Source organism: Flavobacterium sp., assembly GCF_004295795.1.
GTDB lineage: Bacteria > Bacteroidota > Bacteroidia > Flavobacteriales > Flavobacteriaceae > Flavobacterium.
Genome location: NZ_SEBR01000004.1, coordinates 362,916 through 377,705, shown reverse-complemented (window position 1 = coordinate 377,705; position 14,790 = coordinate 362,916). Strand labels below are relative to the sequence as shown.

At 48.1% G+C, this 14,790-nt stretch carries 15 protein-coding genes; 5 read left to right on the top strand and 10 right to left on the bottom strand.

Features of this window, described 5'->3' with window-relative positions; genetic code table 11:
* Positions 1-67 precede the first annotated feature (67 nt).
* On the top strand, positions 68-634 hold the full coding sequence (locus EOO49_RS05060; RefSeq protein ID WP_290843361.1) for a Crp/Fnr family transcriptional regulator: 567 nt from the start codon (positions 68-70) through the stop codon (positions 632-634).
* Between the two features lie 78 nt (positions 635-712).
* Positions 713-1,447 carry an SDR family oxidoreductase gene (locus EOO49_RS05055; RefSeq protein WP_290843359.1) on the top strand — a complete coding sequence of 245 codons (735 nt, stop codon included), beginning with the start codon at positions 713-715 and terminating at the stop codon, positions 1,445-1,447.
* Positions 1,448-1,515: 68 nt separating this feature from the next.
* Here EOO49_RS05055 and EOO49_RS05050 read toward each other — a convergent pair whose 3' ends face one another.
* Both EOO49_RS05050 and EOO49_RS05045 read right to left on the bottom strand, forming a co-directional pair.
* Positions 1,516-4,035 carry a T9SS type A sorting domain-containing protein gene (locus tag EOO49_RS05050; RefSeq protein ID WP_290843357.1) on the bottom strand — a complete coding sequence of 840 codons (2,520 nt, stop codon included), beginning with the start codon at positions 4,033-4,035 and terminating at the stop codon, positions 1,516-1,518.
* A gap of 128 nt (positions 4,036-4,163) precedes the next feature.
* Positions 4,164-5,378: an aminotransferase class I/II-fold pyridoxal phosphate-dependent enzyme gene (locus tag EOO49_RS05045; protein WP_290843355.1), complete on the bottom strand. Its 1,215-nt coding sequence runs from the start codon at positions 5,376-5,378 to the stop codon at positions 4,164-4,166.
* A 158-nt stretch (positions 5,379-5,536) separates the two neighbouring features.
* Here EOO49_RS05045 and EOO49_RS05040 point away from each other — a divergent pair, with 158 nt between their 5' ends.
* The gene (locus EOO49_RS05040; protein WP_290843562.1) at positions 5,537-5,995 is read left to right on the top strand and encodes an Lrp/AsnC family transcriptional regulator; all 459 of its coding nucleotides are present in this window, start codon (positions 5,537-5,539) and stop codon (positions 5,993-5,995) included.
* On the opposite strand, the gene EOO49_RS05035 is transcribed toward EOO49_RS05040, so the two are convergent.
* The 7 genes from EOO49_RS05035 to EOO49_RS05005 form a co-directional block, all read right to left on the bottom strand.
* Positions 5,996-6,352: a hypothetical protein gene (locus EOO49_RS05035; RefSeq protein ID WP_290843353.1), complete on the bottom strand. Its 357-nt coding sequence runs from the start codon at positions 6,350-6,352 to the stop codon at positions 5,996-5,998. It abuts the gene before it with no gap.
* A 185-nt stretch (positions 6,353-6,537) separates the two neighbouring features.
* Positions 6,538-7,290, bottom strand: a complete 753-nt coding sequence (locus EOO49_RS05030; RefSeq protein WP_290843351.1) for a hypothetical protein — start codon at positions 7,288-7,290, stop codon at positions 6,538-6,540.
* A 56-nt stretch (positions 7,291-7,346) separates the two neighbouring features.
* On the bottom strand, positions 7,347-7,685 hold the full coding sequence (locus tag EOO49_RS05025; RefSeq protein ID WP_290843349.1) for a hypothetical protein: 339 nt from the start codon (positions 7,683-7,685) through the stop codon (positions 7,347-7,349).
* Positions 7,686-7,735: 50 nt separating this feature from the next.
* A complete protein-coding gene (locus EOO49_RS05020; RefSeq protein ID WP_290843347.1) occupies positions 7,736-8,380 on the bottom strand; it encodes a DUF1361 domain-containing protein in 645 nt (214 codons plus the stop codon).
* A 40-nt stretch (positions 8,381-8,420) separates the two neighbouring features.
* Positions 8,421-8,717, bottom strand: a complete 297-nt coding sequence (locus EOO49_RS05015) for a transcriptional regulator (RefSeq protein ID WP_290843345.1) — start codon at positions 8,715-8,717, stop codon at positions 8,421-8,423.
* A 57-nt stretch (positions 8,718-8,774) separates the two neighbouring features.
* A complete protein-coding gene (locus EOO49_RS05010; RefSeq protein WP_290843343.1) occupies positions 8,775-9,401 on the bottom strand; it encodes a hypothetical protein in 627 nt (208 codons plus the stop codon).
* Between the two features lie 210 nt (positions 9,402-9,611).
* Complete coding sequence (locus tag EOO49_RS05005) at positions 9,612-9,881, bottom strand: hypothetical protein (RefSeq protein ID WP_290843341.1); 270 nt, start codon at positions 9,879-9,881, stop codon at positions 9,612-9,614.
* A 54-nt stretch (positions 9,882-9,935) separates the two neighbouring features.
* Here EOO49_RS05005 and lpdA point away from each other — a divergent pair, with 54 nt between their 5' ends.
* Positions 9,936-11,342 (top strand): dihydrolipoyl dehydrogenase, encoded by a 1,407-nt coding sequence (lpdA, locus tag EOO49_RS05000; protein WP_290843340.1) that lies wholly within the window; start codon positions 9,936-9,938, stop codon positions 11,340-11,342.
* A gap of 703 nt (positions 11,343-12,045) precedes the next feature.
* On the opposite strand, the gene EOO49_RS04995 is transcribed toward lpdA, so the two are convergent.
* Positions 12,046-13,020, bottom strand: a complete 975-nt coding sequence (locus EOO49_RS04995) for a DUF4349 domain-containing protein (RefSeq protein ID WP_290843339.1) — start codon at positions 13,018-13,020, stop codon at positions 12,046-12,048.
* A gap of 219 nt (positions 13,021-13,239) precedes the next feature.
* On the opposite strand from EOO49_RS04995, the gene EOO49_RS04990 reads away from it, so the two are divergent.
* Positions 13,240-14,535, top strand: a complete 1,296-nt coding sequence (locus EOO49_RS04990) for an anthranilate synthase component I family protein (RefSeq protein ID WP_290843337.1) — start codon at positions 13,240-13,242, stop codon at positions 14,533-14,535.
* Positions 14,536-14,790 lie beyond the last annotated feature (255 nt).

Sequence of the window (14,790 nt, the reverse complement as noted above, 5' to 3'; positions counted from 1 at the left end):
GTTTTGTTTTGCTGCCGATTTTGCTGATCGTACTCAATTCGGTCATTGCACCAACTAAATTGCCGATATGGAAAAGTTTATCGCGTTCGTGCTGCAGTTCGGGAATCTGAACAAACTGCAGCTTGATTTGATTATCGCGAAGTCGGAACAAATCCAACTTAAAAAAGACAACTATTTTTCCCAGGCCGGACAAATTCCAAAACAGGTAGGTTTTGTAGTTAAAGGCGTCATGCGAGGTTGTTATTACGACAAGCACGGACAAGAAATCACGCGCTGTTTCATTCCAGAAGACAATCTCGTGGTCGATTATCCGAATTTCGAATCGGGTTTGGTTTCAACAGAAAACATCCAGGCGGCCACAGATTGCGAACTTATCACATTCGCGAAGCAAGATTGGGACGAACTTTCGCGCTCGATTGCAGGTTGGGACAACATGAAAAACAAGATGGTACAACTTTGCATGTACCAGAAATCGCGCAAAGGCCCGGTGATTTCACACGATGCGACAAGTCGTTATCTCGAATTTCTCAAAAATTATCCGTCGTTGGTCAACCAGGTTCCATTGGTCCATATCGCATCTTATCTTGGCGTGACGCAACAATCCCTTAGTCGGATACGGAAAAACATCGGCTGAAAACGCTTTTTACCAAATGGTAAACCTTTTCGTTTTTTTGGATAAGAACTTTGCTGGCGAACAAAAAATCGTAAAAAAATGAAAAAAGCATTGATAACCGGCGCCAACAAAGGCATCGGACTAGAAACCGCCAAACAATTGTTGCGGCAGGGATTTTACGTCTATCTCGCAAGCCGCAATCCTGAAAACGGGCGAAAAGCGGTCGAAGAACTGAAATCACAAGGCTTGGCGAATATCGAATCGATACAACTTGACGTAACCAGCGAAGCTTCCGTCGAGAAAGCCAAGTCCGAGATCGGCCAAAAAACAGATGTGTTGGATGTTTTGGTCAACAACGCAGGAATCAGTGGCATAGCGCAAAGTCCGTCCGAGGCGACTATCGAAAACTTCAAAAGCGTTTTTGAAACCAATTTATACGGCGCAATCCGCGCTACGACGGCATTTCTGGATTTGCTTAAGGCATCCGATGCGGCGCGAATCGTCAACGTGAGTTCGAATATGGGCTCGCTAACCTTGGCCAGCGATCCGGATTATGCCGCTTACGACTATAAAGTTTTGGCGGCTTATTCCTCGTCCAAATCGGCTTTGAACATGTACACGGTTCACTTGGCTTACGAGCTCAAAGACACAAAAATCAAGGTGAACGCAGTTTGTCCCGGCTACACGAGTACTGATTTTACGAACCACGTCGGCGGTGAGCTGGAAGTTGCCGGAAAAAGGATCTCGAAATATGCTTTGTTGGACGAAAACGGCCCGACCGGCAAATTTTTCAGCGAGGAAGCGAATCCTGAAACGGGTGAAATTCCTTGGTGATGAACCTCTAAAAACAAAGAAACCCGCTGTTCGAAGCGGGTTTTGTGTTGGATGCAATCCGTGTAGTATCAGTATCGGATGAGCTTTTGGGTTTGGCTTCCGTTGGCCGATGAAAGCTTGAGGAGATACGTTCCCACCGAAAGTTTCGAGACGTCGATGACAGGATTAGGAGCCGATTCGGTTTTCAAAAGCAATTGTCCCGAAAGGTTGTAGATCACGGCTTTCACGTCAGATCCATCTTGGGAACTCACGTTTACAAGATTGCTGGCCGGATTCGGATACACCTTGAATCTCGAAACCGCATTGTCGGGCGTTCCGAGTTCGACGACAGTGGTTTGCGTCGTATTGGTCACGATCGGAAGGTTGTAATCGAAGTAGATGTTGGCCGTATTTTCGTAAACCGAAAACAAATCGAAAGCCTGATTTGACTTTACGGTATAAGTCACAAAGCCATGGCTGGCGGGTTCGTTGGCGGATTCATAAGGCAGATCGATTTCCTCGAACCAGAATTCCACCAAATTGTCTTTCCGTCTCATCTTGAACGCATGGCTCGAAGCGATCGGTCGTATGGACGCAAGGTTGAAATCACCGTTGATAAAGTCGGTAATCACGACGCTTTGGGCGTTTGCAGTTCCCGTATTCTGGAAACGGATCGTGTAGGTGAGGCCGTCGGTGAGCGTTTGCCCTAGCAAGACGATGTCACCTTGGGAAACTTGTTTGTCGTTGGGATCGAACGAATTCGCCACAGCTTTTAAGCAAGTGTCGTTATTGTCAGACATCGTTTCGTCTGCCGCTGCCGTGACCGATGCTGATAGGCTGACCGTGTTTCCGGAGTTTATCGGTGGCGTATCCGTCGGACCGTTTATGTTAAGCGTCACATCTATGATTCGCGTCTCGAAAGGCTTCAGATCGGTGAAATCCCAAGTGAGATTTCCAGCGGTTTGACTCGTTGGCGAAACCGAAGCGCTTAGGAATTCCTGAGTGGTCCAGAAATTTGCGGCAACCGTTCCGGCTTGCGTAGTCGTGCCTTGGTTGCGATAAATGATTCGGTATTTGGTGTCGAAACCGGCAATTGCGACGTCCATCGAAATCACGTCTATCGCCAGATCGTGGTGCGATCCGTTGGCCGAGACGCAAAAATCTGCGGTTTGTGAACTTCCGAATCCCGTGAAAGTCAGGTTGGCCGATGCCGGTGAAACCGTGAAATAGTCGGTATTGACCGACGGCGTCAAGGTCAGCGTCGCTCCCGAAGTCGTGGCGTAATAGCCGCCGAGGCCGTTCGCGTAAGCCGTATTCTGCGTAACCTGGGAATCGGAAGTCGCCACAGGAACGAAAGGCAATAATGGATCCGAGGCCGAACAGCCATTTCCGTCGAGATCGTATCGCACCAAACCTGAGGCTGAATTGAAAGTTCCCGGCGGATCGTAAAAACAGTTGACACTAACGGCGACATTGGGGTCGATATGCTGATGCACCCAATCTGGGCCACTTACGTAATTGGCCTGTTCGAGCGCATAGCCTTCGAAAGCATCGGTGCAAACCAAATTCAACGCCGGATTGTTGCTGAACGACAGACTTTGGATCGCACAATATCCGCCTTGGCAAGTCTCGAATTTCCCGTTCCTGAAATTTATCGTTTCAAGAAGCAGGTTGTCGTTGACCGTCAAAGTACTCAATCTGAGCTGCGCCCCAAAAGACAAAGATGTAAGTTGCGTATTGTTTATTTTCAGATTAGCGGTGCCGCCGACGCCTTCCGTTGCCCAGGGTCCGTATAGCTGTAAGTCTGAGGCATCGTCATAATTGTTCCCTGACAGATCGACCAAAGTGGCGTAAGAAATCGAAAAGGAAGAAAGGTCGAGCGATTCGAGTTGGTTGTTCGCAAGCGAAAATCCGAAGTCACAAGTCAGATTGTTCAGGTTGACCGATGTAAGCCCGTTATTTTCCACTGTCAGGAACAGGAACGTTTTTTCGCTTAGGTCGAGTGTCGATAGGCTCGAATTGTTTTTAATATCGAAAATCGACGCGCTCGACGACTGTAAGACAGGGAAATTGATCGAACCCAGCGCAGGATTGTCAGATATGGTGAAGTCATTTCCTACGTGCGTCATGGCCGGCAAGTTCACCGTTGCCAGTAGCCCGTTTCCGGATATCGAGAACGTAGTATTCGTCGAGGTGACACCGGGAAGGTTCAGGTTCGTAAAGGCGTCGTTGTCGTTGAACGTAAAATAGTTGATCATTCCGTTTATCCCAAACGCAGCGTTTGTAAGAAGCGGATTATTGCCTACGTAGACATCATTGTAGTTCGTCGATGGCGGCAAAACAAAACCGGTGACGCTGCTGTTGTAAAGGTAAAAATTGGAAAGTCCTGTAAAATACTGCAAGCCTTCCAGATTGTCGATCGCGGCTCCGTTGAGTATCAGTTCGGCGACATTCGCCGCTTCCTGTTGGCTGATTTCACCGTCTCCATCGGCGTCGTTCCAGGAATCGTTGAGCACTGCCGCCTTGAAATCGGGATCGGGAAAATTGATGATCTGGGCTTGTGCGGACAGCGCAAAACATCCGAAAAGGACGAAGTAAAGGTGTTTCATAACATCGGTTTGGTCTGCTAAATATAAGGCGTTCCAAACGATAATCTTCGTGCTTACAGTTTTTTGCAACAGGAAAACCAGCCTGAAATGCCACTCACAGACTGGTTTTGATGAACCGCAATTTGGTGTTAAGCCGAAACAGTATCGAGAATCCCGATTTCTTCCATACAGAATCTCATGTTGACGAAGGTGCGTTCGATGTCGTTGTCAAGCCCGATCGAAAACCTTATCAAACCGTCGGTCAAGCCCATTTCGATCTGTTCCTCGATTGGGATTTCAGAGGAAGTCGAAGTGCCCGGAGCGCTGAATAAAGTTTTGTAAAAACCAAGGCTGACGGCGAGATAACCCAAATTTCGTTTCTGCATCAGTTCCATAAGCTCGTTGGCTTTTTCGAGCGATCCGACGTCTATCGTGAGCATTCCGCCAAAGCCGTACTCGGGATTCATCATGCGTTTGAAGAGTTCGTGTCCCGAATGGCTTTTGAGTCCGGGATAAACCGTTTTGAGTCCGATTTCCTCGAATTTCTCCGCCAGATAGTGGGCGTTTTTGCTGTGCTGTTTCATCCTCAGGTGCAAAGTCCTCATGTTTTTCATCACGCTTGCCGACCGAAGACTGTCCATTGTCGGACCCAAAAGCATGGCCGCGCCCGAATTCACGTCTTTCATGGCCTCGACGAATTCGCGGCTGCCACAACTCACGCCCGCAACCGTATCGGAACTTCCGTTGATGTATTTGGTCAGGCTGTGGATCACGATGTCCGCACCGAGTTTTGCCGGAGAGACGGAAAGCGGCGAAAAAGTGTTGTCGACGACCAATTTGAGGTCGTGTTTTTTGGCGATGCGGGCCATTTCTGCAATATCGACGATTTCCAAAAGTGGATTGGAGACTGTTTCGCAATACAGGATTTTGGTCTTTTCGGATATGTTTTTCTCAACCGATTCGGGCTTCGTGAAATCACAGAAACTCGTCGCTACACCGAATTTGGGAGCGAAGTTTTTCAAGAAAGCGTAAGTTCCGCCATAAATCGTGCGGCTCGAAACGATGTGGTCGCCAGATTGGCAAAGCTGCAGCAAAGTCGAGGTGATCGCGCCCATTCCCGAAGCCGCCACGCAAGCAGCCTGAGTGCCTTCCATCGAAGCCAGCGCCTTGTTGAGGTAAAGGTTCGACGGAGACGAATGGCGCGAGTAGAGATAGCAGCCGTCGGCATTGCCTTCGAAGGTGTCGAACATCGTTTTGGCCGATAGGAAAGTGTAGGTCGAAGAATCTGAAATCGAAGGGTTTACGCCTCCGAACTCTCCAAAATATTGCAAGTCCTGAATGTTGTCTGCGGGATTGAAGTCCATGGTTTTGTGGATTAGTTTCTGACGCAAATCACAACAACACACGATAAAATCACAACACAAATTTCATAAATCGGAATATTTATCCGATAAAATCAATTTCAATGGATTATTTTTGGGATAGAAAACGATTTCGCTCCAATTTCCAGATTTTTTATCAGATGCACCTCGACACAACCGACCAAAAACTGCTTTCGCTGCTGCAACACGACAGCACACAAACCACCAAAGCCTTGTCAATCAAGCTTAACCTGTCGGCGACGGCGGTTTACGAACGCGTGCGAAAACTCGAAAGGGAAGGCGTAATCTCGAAATATGTGGCTTTGCTCGACCGAAAGAAAATCGGCAAGAATTTCGTGGTTTTCTGCCATGTAAAATTGCTGCAACACTCTCGCGAATTCCTCACGCGCTTCGAACACGAGGTCGTAAAACTCGACGAAGTGCTCGAATGTTTCCACATCAGCGGCGACTACGACTACATCTTGAAAGTTTGTGTGGCCGACATGGAAGAATACAGACAATTCATGGTTTCCAAGCTCACGACCTTGCAGCACATCGGCAGCACGCAAAGTTCGTTCATGATCGCCGAGGTCAAGAACACCACGGCTTTTGCGATCTGATCATTCGTGCAACATGACTTTGGCGACTTTCCCGTCGACGAATTCCAGCACAAGCGTCCGGCTGCTTATGGTCAGTATTCCGACTTCGGTTTGCGACAGGCGATAAAACATGAAATTGCCATCCGTTCGCGTTGGATTTCCCAGTTTTTCGAGGACTTCGGGTTTTGTCAAGCCTTTGAGTTTGTGTCCGTGCAGTAAGTCATCGACCATTGCTTCGCGGTATTGATAGCCATTTTGGTCGGCCGATTGCCATTTCGTCCTGTCGAATGGGATTCGGTGTAATTTTTCGTCAGATTTCCGGCACGCCGAAACAACGAGCAATAAAGTTACGAGAAAGTATAAAGTGCGTTTCGACATCATTATCGGCTTTGAAGTTCTGCATTCGATGGTGATTCACTATCTGATTTTTAAACCATTAAGAATTTAGGGAAATTGAGGTGTTCCGATGGCGCTCAGTCCGCAAATCCGCAATTCCGAAAATCAAAAAAAAGATTCCGCCCGCACAAATCCAAGCGGACGGAATCAGGGCACCACCAATCAAATCATTTCATTGGAACCAAATGCACAGGCGTTTCGGTTTCCTTGCGGATCATCCCGAAAGTGCTCCGGAATTTGGCGCCCATATCTTTCATGTATTGCCCAAAAGTCGGGCTTCCGACACTCAACACTTTTTGATGCCCAAACCACACGATGGTCGCCGTCGAGAAGAAAAACGTGCGGTAAACGGCGAACGCGACCGGTTTTATCGACCAATGGTGCGTGCGGTAAATCGCCAGCATTCGCTCGGCCTGGAAGTCGATGTGCCTTTCCTCGTCGATCAGGATGTCATCGCAAATCTGCTTCAAAAGTTCGCATCCCGTGGCATCTTTCAGCGATTGATAGAACAATTGTGCCGCGCTTTCTACCGTGATCACGGCCAAAGTCCACAATTCCATGCTCGTGTTGAAGTAGCGGATCTTGCGGAAAAGCGAGTCGCCCCAATCTTTGGAAACGCGTTTTTCGCCTATCAGATCGAGATATTTCCCAAGGTTGTTGCCGTGTTTCTGTTCTTCCTTGATAAAAAGTTCGACGGCGATCGGGTAGATGTAGTCGCCTTGCTGGTGCGCATATTTTTTGGATGCGGCGATCAAATGCGCTCCGTCAGAGGTTTCCCCTAGTTGCCACGCCTGAAGCGATTTGAGGATTCGGGCGCGTTGTCCAGATGACAATTTCGGTTCGATTGTCCAGTCGATGCGCTCTTGGGTTGCGTTGTGGGTGAAGTGGTTTGTCCAGTATTGGGAAGAATGTGTGTACATGGTTTTGGATTTAAGGATTTTCGGATTTTCAGATGATAGACGTCGTTCGTTCAATGTCAAAAGTCGATGGACTCGAAATAGATCATCGCGATCGGGATGTTGGCCAGTACGATCAGCATTCGGATGGCGAGTTTTTCCCTTTCCTCTGGTTCGGATGCGTACAGAATTACGAGATTGAGCAAAATGGCCGAGTTGACGAGGAACGCAATGACCACGAAAATGAGTCCGTAAACCGGCAAATCGCGAGTTATTGCGTGTCCGAACGGGCGGAATTTTTCGAGTACGAACAAAATGCTTCCGATTACAAATGAACCGACGGCGATGGCAGTCGACAGCTTCGTCGTGCTCTTGAGATAATTTTGGTAGTGCGGTTTTGTGATACTGGTGGTTTGCATTTTTTTTAGGATTTAAAGGATTATCGGATTTTAGATGATGGATGTCAGATTTAGTCGCTTGACCTTACACTTTCGGAATTCGGGATTCGGAAGAAGTAGTATATGAGAAGCAGCAAAGTGCCGTAACCGAGCGTGAATCCAATGACCCGCAGTTCGGTCAGCAGCGAGATCGAATCGCAGGCGATCGCGAGCGGATCGGATAAAATGTCCCAACTGTTATAGCGCTTGAAACGTCCCAGGTAAATTCCGAAACCCGACAGCAGCGCGCTGGCCGGAATCAGGAAATTCGCGATTTTGCCGAACGATTTTCTCCACACGAGATGCATCTGGCGCATCGAAAGCAATCCGAAGAGCAAACCCGAAATCGAGTAGGAAGCCAAAAGCAGCAAATCGAACCAGGCCGGCATCTTTTGGGTGAAATTCCGAAAGTGCAGGAAATCGGTCAAGATGTAAGGCGCGTTCGGGAGAAACAGCAGCCAAAACAGTGATAATAAGACGATTTTGGTTTTGGTCGGATCCGTCTTGGTGAGATGCAAGCTGACCAAAAGCGGCACGATCGCCAGAAAAAGGTTCCAGACGAGAAATCCGTAACCGATTCCCGAGGTCGCGAACATGCGAACGGTCATTAGCGCGAAATTGAATCCGACCAGCATCGCCAGCGCGGAAAGCATCGGACCTAAAGAAATTGTTTTCATAAAAGTACTTTGTATTTCAAAGTTAAATAGCAAAAAAATTTTAGCTCTTGCGGATCAGGGCTTCCAAAGCGTCTATGTGCGACTGGAAAGCCTCGCGTCCTGACTTGGTCGCCTTGTAACTCGTGTTGGGCTTTCGCCCGATGAACTGTTTCTCGACGACGATGTAATTTTCGGACTCGAGCGCTTTGGCGTGGCTCGCGAGATTGCCGTCGGTCACGCCCAAAAGTTCCTTGAGCGTGGCGAAATCTGCCGATTCGTTCACCGTAAGCACGCTCATGATCCCGAGCCTGATGCGGTGGTCGAATGCTTTGTTTATATTTTGGATGATGTTTTTCAAAGGTCAAAAGTCTAATGTCGAACGAGAATACGGACCCGAAATGACGCGTTGCAAATCTCAGGAATTCCGGTCGTATTTGAAATACATGATCGCGCCATAAAAAATGTGGCATACGCCGAAGCCGAGCGACCAACATTCGAATCCGTAGCCAGGATATTCGGCGTTAAAAAGTCCGATTACCAAAATGGTCAGGCCGAGGTAGCGCACGTCGCGGTGCGTGAACTTGCTGGCTTGGATGCAGGCGAGTCCGTAAAAAATCAGGGTTACGGGCGCAATCAGTCCGAAATAGGAGTGACGCAATAAAATGAGCGCGAAAATTCCGCCGGCAAACAGCGGGATCAAGAAGTTCACGATCAGTCGCTTGGAAGTCGCGTTCCAGATGCTTTCCTGATTTTTTCGGGCTTTCAGGTGCGTACAGATTAAAGCCGAAACGACCGAAAGCAGCAAAACGACAAGTCCGATACCGGCCACTTTGAAAAAAAGCAGGTTCTCGAAATCGCGATACCGCACGTAATAGTCCTTTTCGACTTCGGCCCTGATGAGCGAATTGGCCAGCCACGCACCAATCAAAGCGTAAGTTCCGGCAAACACGCCTGACAATCCGCTGAGCGACAAAAACTGCGTCGAGCGGTTCATCATTTTCCTGATGTCCTGAAGGTCGTCGAGATACTTTTGGTTTTCCATAGAAAAGTACTTTGAATTGCAAAGTAAATGAAGTTGGTTTTTGTGGCCAAATTTTCTCGCAGTTTTTTTCAATTAATAATTATGAATTAATAATTAATAATGGATGTTGGACTGGTTTGCGCGAGGGATGGCGGCATTGTGTGAGCTCTTTTGAATGCGATCAGCTTTCAAAAAGCGAGTGCCGTCCAGCCCGACGGCGGCTCCTGGACTTCAATCAGAGCCAACTTTTGCATGTCGACCGGACGTGCTGTGGAAATTGCCGCCGGCGCGCCCTTTTAATAAAAAGTGGCAGTAGCAGCGGTAGTTGCAGGTTGTGGTAGATAAATCTGTGTGCGTAAAGTCGTTATTTGTTACTTCTGCCACTGCCACTGCCACTGCCACTGCCACTGCCACTGCTTCTGCCACTGCCACTGCCACTGCCACTGCCACTGCAACTGCAACTGCAACTGCAACTGCAACTGCAACTGCAACTAAAACCATACATATTAAATTTGCTTTCGTACTTTTGTGTCACAAAATCAATAACCAATCACCATGAGTTCATTTGACGTAGCTGTCATCGGATCAGGTCCCGGAGGATACGTGGCCGCCATCCGTTGCGCACAATTAGGTTTCAAGACTGCCATCATAGAAAAATATTCGACGCTTGGAGGAACTTGCCTCAACGTAGGTTGTATCCCGTCTAAAGCGCTTCTCGATTCATCCCACCATTATCACGACGCAATTTCGCACTTCAAGGAGCACGGCATCGAGATTCCGGGTGAGATCAAGGTGAATTTTGAGCAGATGATTGCCCGAAAAGGACAGGTCGTTGACCAGAACGTGAGCGGCATCAAATACCTCATGGACAAGAATAAGATCACGGTTTTCGAAGGTTTGGGATCGTTTGAGGACGCGACTCACGTAAAAGTGGCCAAGTCTGACGGTTCATCCGAAACCATCGAGGCGAAATACACGATCATCGCGACAGGCTCGAAACCTTCGTCCTTGCCTTTCATCAAATTGGATAAGGAACGCGTGATCACATCGACCGAAGCCTTGAAACTCAAGGAGATCCCAAAACACCTTATCGTCATTGGCGGAGGCGTTATCGGCCTTGAGCTCGGACAGGTTTATCTGCGTCTTGGCGCCCAAGTTTCGGTAGTCGAGTATCTGGACAGGATCATTCCGGGAATGGACGCAGGCCTGTCGAAGGAATTGACCAAAGTCCTCAAGAAACAAGGCATGAAATTCTACACTTCGCACAAAGTGAAGTCTGTGGAAAACAACGGGGAAGGCGTGACAGTTCAAGCCGACGACGCAAAAGGCCAGACAATTACTTTGCAAGGCGATTACGCTTTGGTTTCTGTAGGACGTCGCCCGTTCACTGACGGATTGGCGCTCGACAAAGCGGGAATCAAGGTTTCAGACCGCGGAATCGTGGAGACGAACGACCATTTGCAGACGAACGTGTCGAACATTTACGCGATCGGCGATGTTGTTAAAGGCGCGATGTTGGCGCACAAAGCCGAGGAAGAAGGTGTTTTTGTGGCCGAAACTTTGGCCGGGCAAAAGCCTCACATCAATTACAATCTGATTCCCGGTGTGGTTTACACTTGGCCGGAAGTTGCGGCTGTCGGGAAAACCGAAGAGCAACTCAAGGAAGCCGGAATCGAGTACAAATCTGGCAGTTTTCCAATGAAGGCCTTGGGTCGTTCCCGCGCGAGCGGCGACACGGACGGTTTCGTGAAAATCCTTGCCGATGCCAAGACTGACGAGGTTTTGGGCGTCCACATGATTGGCGCAAGAGTTGCCGATTTGATCGCCGAAGCCGTTACCGCGATGGAGTTCCGCGCATCGGCCGAAGATATTTCAAGAATGTCACACGCTCACCCGACTTATGCCGAAGCGGTCAAGGAAGCGGCTTTGGCGGCTACCGAAAATCGTCCTATCCACATGTAATTCAGCGCTTTTTCGCTTCCGATTGCAGGAATTGAAAAATGTCCGAAGTGATTTATAGCATTTGAAAGCCTGGTTTTTCGACCGGGCTTTTTTTTGCTCTATTTTTATCCGACGCATAGAATTGTAGGAAATTTCATTTTGTCGGTTGGCGGAAAATGGTGATATTCGCCGCCTAATCAATCTGACACCAATGGCTGCAAACCAGAATTTCTTCCAAAAACCGAGCAAAAAACGACTAATTTTATTTGGAGCACTTTCATTTGTGAGCATATTGCTTTGTCTAATGGCGATGACTGAATTATTTACCGTTTCGCCTTTCCAAAGCCGCTATTTCATGATGTGGATCTTGATAGTGTTCAACCTCATTGCTTGCGTAAAGTTTTATGCCAATTATGCTAAGGCTCGCAGGGAATCCGGAAAATAATTGGGCTTAGATCGCAGTTCCGATAGCTGTCGGAGTCAAATTCCATCCCGATAGCTATCGGGACGAAATCCCAAATCCCAAATTCCAAATTCCAATCGCGAAAGCTTTTTGATCAAATTTCAATGTAGCGACAAGATTTATCTCGGGAATTACTCGGCTTTTAAAAAAATAGACCTACAAGGTTGAAAAAACCTTGCAGGTCGGGTTTGGGAAAACTTTGGCCGGGAACTCCGACGATCAAAAGTCTGCAAATCTGAAAATCCTCCAATCAGGGAATCGTCAAAAAACAACTTTCTTCTTCGAAAGTTTCTTCCAAACAAAGAACAAACCAAGTCCGATAAGGATAAATGGCCACAAGTTCAGCGCAAAAACGAGAATGCCTTCGAGAATGTACCAACCCGTTTTGAGGCTGTCCAACGCTTTTACGCCAAAACTCGTACGATAGACCTCGCTGTCAAGGTTGGCCAACGTCACGCTTTTCACGGCTTCGTCCTGATACAATTGCAAAGCGACGGTCGAGTAGGCAATCTTGTCTTCGAGCTCCATTTTCCTGAGCAAAGCCGCGTCGGAAGTTTCTTGTTTTGACAGCAGATTTTCCTCGGTATCGTTGATGTCGACGAGTTTTTTGCCCTTTCCGGCCACGGCGCCTTCGACTCTGGTCTTGAACCGCGACAGGCGTTTTTGTTCGAGTTCGGTCGATTTGAGTTGCAGGTTCACGTCTTCTGCCTTGATGATGCGATAATCGAGATAGCCGACTTCTCTCGAAATTGTTTTCAATGTCGCATCGAGATTGTAGTTCGGAACGCGAATCGTCATGTCGTTGTGAACCGTGTAAACCGTGGTGCGAACGATGCTGTCCTCGCTTTTCTTGATGTCGCGGGTTTCGTTTACCGAACTTTTGAGATCGGTGTTGACGACGAATCCGCCAGCCGAGGCAACCGCGTCTTCCACTTTGGTCGTCGATTGGGAGACGTTACTTACTTTGAAACGGATATCGGCCGTGCGAACGAATTTGCGTTTGCCGTCATTTGTCGCCACAGCCGCCGAAGACGAAAGGTTGTTTTCCGGTTTGCCCGAATTTCCGACGCTCGCCGTATCGGCCAAAGGCGATGCTTCCTCGGCCGCAGTTGCCTCCGCGGAAGCGTCATATTTGGCATCGGAAGCACGACTGACGTTTTCTTCTCTTGATTCTTGCTTGCATCCGACGGCAATGGCCAACAGCAAGCTTATTCCGAATAATGGAATCGTTTTCATAAAATTCAATGTTTTAAAGGTTAATGCAATAAAAAGGTCAAGTAGTTTTTAAACCATCGGCAAAAATTTTGAGAAGTTTATATTTGACGCTCACTAACAACCGTGCCAAAGTTTTTGGGAAGGCTTTACCGATTGTTTTATCGTAATTTTGGAACGGGAAAGTCGAATGTCGCACGACGCTCGGTCTATTTTCTATCGGTCTATTATCCATTATCAGAAATGCGCACCACCGCCCACCATAAAATCACCGACCCGAACGAATTCAAGGCCAAATTGCTGCATTGGTCGCAACAGTTCCGCGAGATCGTTTTTCTCGACGGAAACGGGTATCACCAGAAATATCAGGAGTATGACTGCGTGCTTGCGGCAGATGCTTTTTTGTCGTTAAAGACCGATCACCACAACGCTTTCCAGGATTTGCGCGAACTTCAGCAAACCACGAATGACTGGCTTTTCGGGTATTTGTCCTACGATCTCAAGAACGATACGGAAAAACTTGAATCGCAGAATTTCGACGGACTTTTGTTTCCGGACATGTACTTTTTTCAGCCGAAACGGCTTTTCTTGCTCAAGGGAAATCAACTCGAAATGCACTATCTGACGATGGCCGACGACGAAATGGAAGCCGATCTGCAAGCGGTCATCGACCAAAAAACAGATGTGCCGCACGCCAACGGCCGATTGTCAATTTCCCAAAGAATTTCCCAGAAAGATTACCTCAGGAAAGTCTCGAAAATGCTCGAAGCTATCCATCGCGGCGATATTTACGAGGCCAATTTCTGTATGGAATTCTATTCTGAACAAGCCAAAATCAACCCGCTTGAGACGTATTGCCGACTGAATACGATCTCCGAACCGCCATTTTCTGCATTTTTCCGCAATGCCGACGATTACCTCATGTCGGCTTCGCCCGAGCGCTATCTCAAGAAACAGGGCCGGAAAATCGTGTCCCAGCCCATAAAAGGCACCGCACGCCGAAGCGAAAATCCAAAAGAGGACGCCAAAATCAGACACGAACTCGTAACCAACCAAAAAGAGCGTTCCGAAAACATCATGATAGTCGATCTTGTGCGCAACGATCTTTCGAAAACGGCTGTGAAAGGCAGCGTCCATGTCGAGGAATTGTGTAAGGACTATTCTTTCCGTCAAGTGCACCACCTGATTTCGACCGTGATTTCAGAGCTTTTGCCCACGAAACGAGCTGTCGACGTGCTGCAAACCACGTTTCCGATGGGAAGCATGACTGGAGCGCCAAAAATCTCGGCCATGAAAATCATCGAGGAACTTGAGGAAACCAAGCGCGGTTTGTACAGCGGCGCACTCGGTTATTTCGCTCCTGACGGCGATTTCGATTTCAATGTCGTGATCCGCACCATTTTGTACAATGCGAGTTTGAATTATGTTTCTTTTTCGGTCGGAAGCGCGATCACGGCGGCTTCGAGTCCGTTGAAGGAATACGAGGAATGTTTGTTGAAGGCTGTGGCGATGCGCAAGGTTTTGGAAAGAAACGCGTGAGTTTAGTGCAGTGGCAGTGGCAGTGGCAGAAGCAGAATCGGTGGCAGCAGCAGTAACAGTTGCAGTTGCAGAAGCAGTAAAGGAGTCGAAACAGAAGCGGTGGCAGTTGCAGAAGCAGTAACGGTGTCTAAACAGAAGCAGTGGCAGTTGCAGCAGCAGTTGCAGTTGCAGTAACGGAGTCGAAACAAAAGCAGAAGCAGAACAGAAGTATGCGGTCGCCACGATGGCACTAGTTCAAATAAGTTGAAAAAGTTA

Excerpts from the sequence above, each read along its gene's own strand:
- EOO49_RS05060 (WP_290843361.1), top strand. The coding sequence starts at position 68 with ATGGAAAAGTTTATCGCGTTCGTGCTGCAGTTCGGGAATCTGAACAAA.
- EOO49_RS05055 (WP_290843359.1), top strand. The coding sequence starts at position 713 with ATGAAAAAAGCATTGATAACCGGCGCCAACAAAGGCATCGGACTAGAA.
- EOO49_RS05050 (WP_290843357.1), bottom strand. The coding sequence starts at position 4,035 with ATGAAACACCTTTACTTCGTCCTTTTCGGATGTTTTGCGCTGTCCGCA.
- EOO49_RS05045 (WP_290843355.1), bottom strand. The coding sequence starts at position 5,378 with ATGGACTTCAATCCCGCAGACAACATTCAGGACTTGCAATATTTTGGA.
- EOO49_RS05040 (WP_290843562.1), top strand. The coding sequence starts at position 5,537 with ATGCACCTCGACACAACCGACCAAAAACTGCTTTCGCTGCTGCAACAC.
- EOO49_RS05035 (WP_290843353.1), bottom strand. The coding sequence starts at position 6,352 with ATGTCGAAACGCACTTTATACTTTCTCGTAACTTTATTGCTCGTTGTT.
- EOO49_RS05030 (WP_290843351.1), bottom strand. The coding sequence starts at position 7,290 with ATGTACACACATTCTTCCCAATACTGGACAAACCACTTCACCCACAAC.
- EOO49_RS05025 (WP_290843349.1), bottom strand. The coding sequence starts at position 7,685 with ATGCAAACCACCAGTATCACAAAACCGCACTACCAAAATTATCTCAAG.
- EOO49_RS05020 (WP_290843347.1), bottom strand. The coding sequence starts at position 8,380 with ATGAAAACAATTTCTTTAGGTCCGATGCTTTCCGCGCTGGCGATGCTG.
- EOO49_RS05010 (WP_290843343.1), bottom strand. The coding sequence starts at position 9,401 with ATGGAAAACCAAAAGTATCTCGACGACCTTCAGGACATCAGGAAAATG.
- EOO49_RS05005 (WP_290843341.1), bottom strand. The coding sequence starts at position 9,881 with ATGGTTTTAGTTGCAGTTGCAGTTGCAGTTGCAGTTGCAGTTGCAGTT.
- lpdA (WP_290843340.1), top strand. The coding sequence starts at position 9,936 with ATGAGTTCATTTGACGTAGCTGTCATCGGATCAGGTCCCGGAGGATAC.
- EOO49_RS04995 (WP_290843339.1), bottom strand. The coding sequence starts at position 13,020 with ATGAAAACGATTCCATTATTCGGAATAAGCTTGCTGTTGGCCATTGCC.
- EOO49_RS04990 (WP_290843337.1), top strand. The coding sequence starts at position 13,240 with ATGCGCACCACCGCCCACCATAAAATCACCGACCCGAACGAATTCAAG.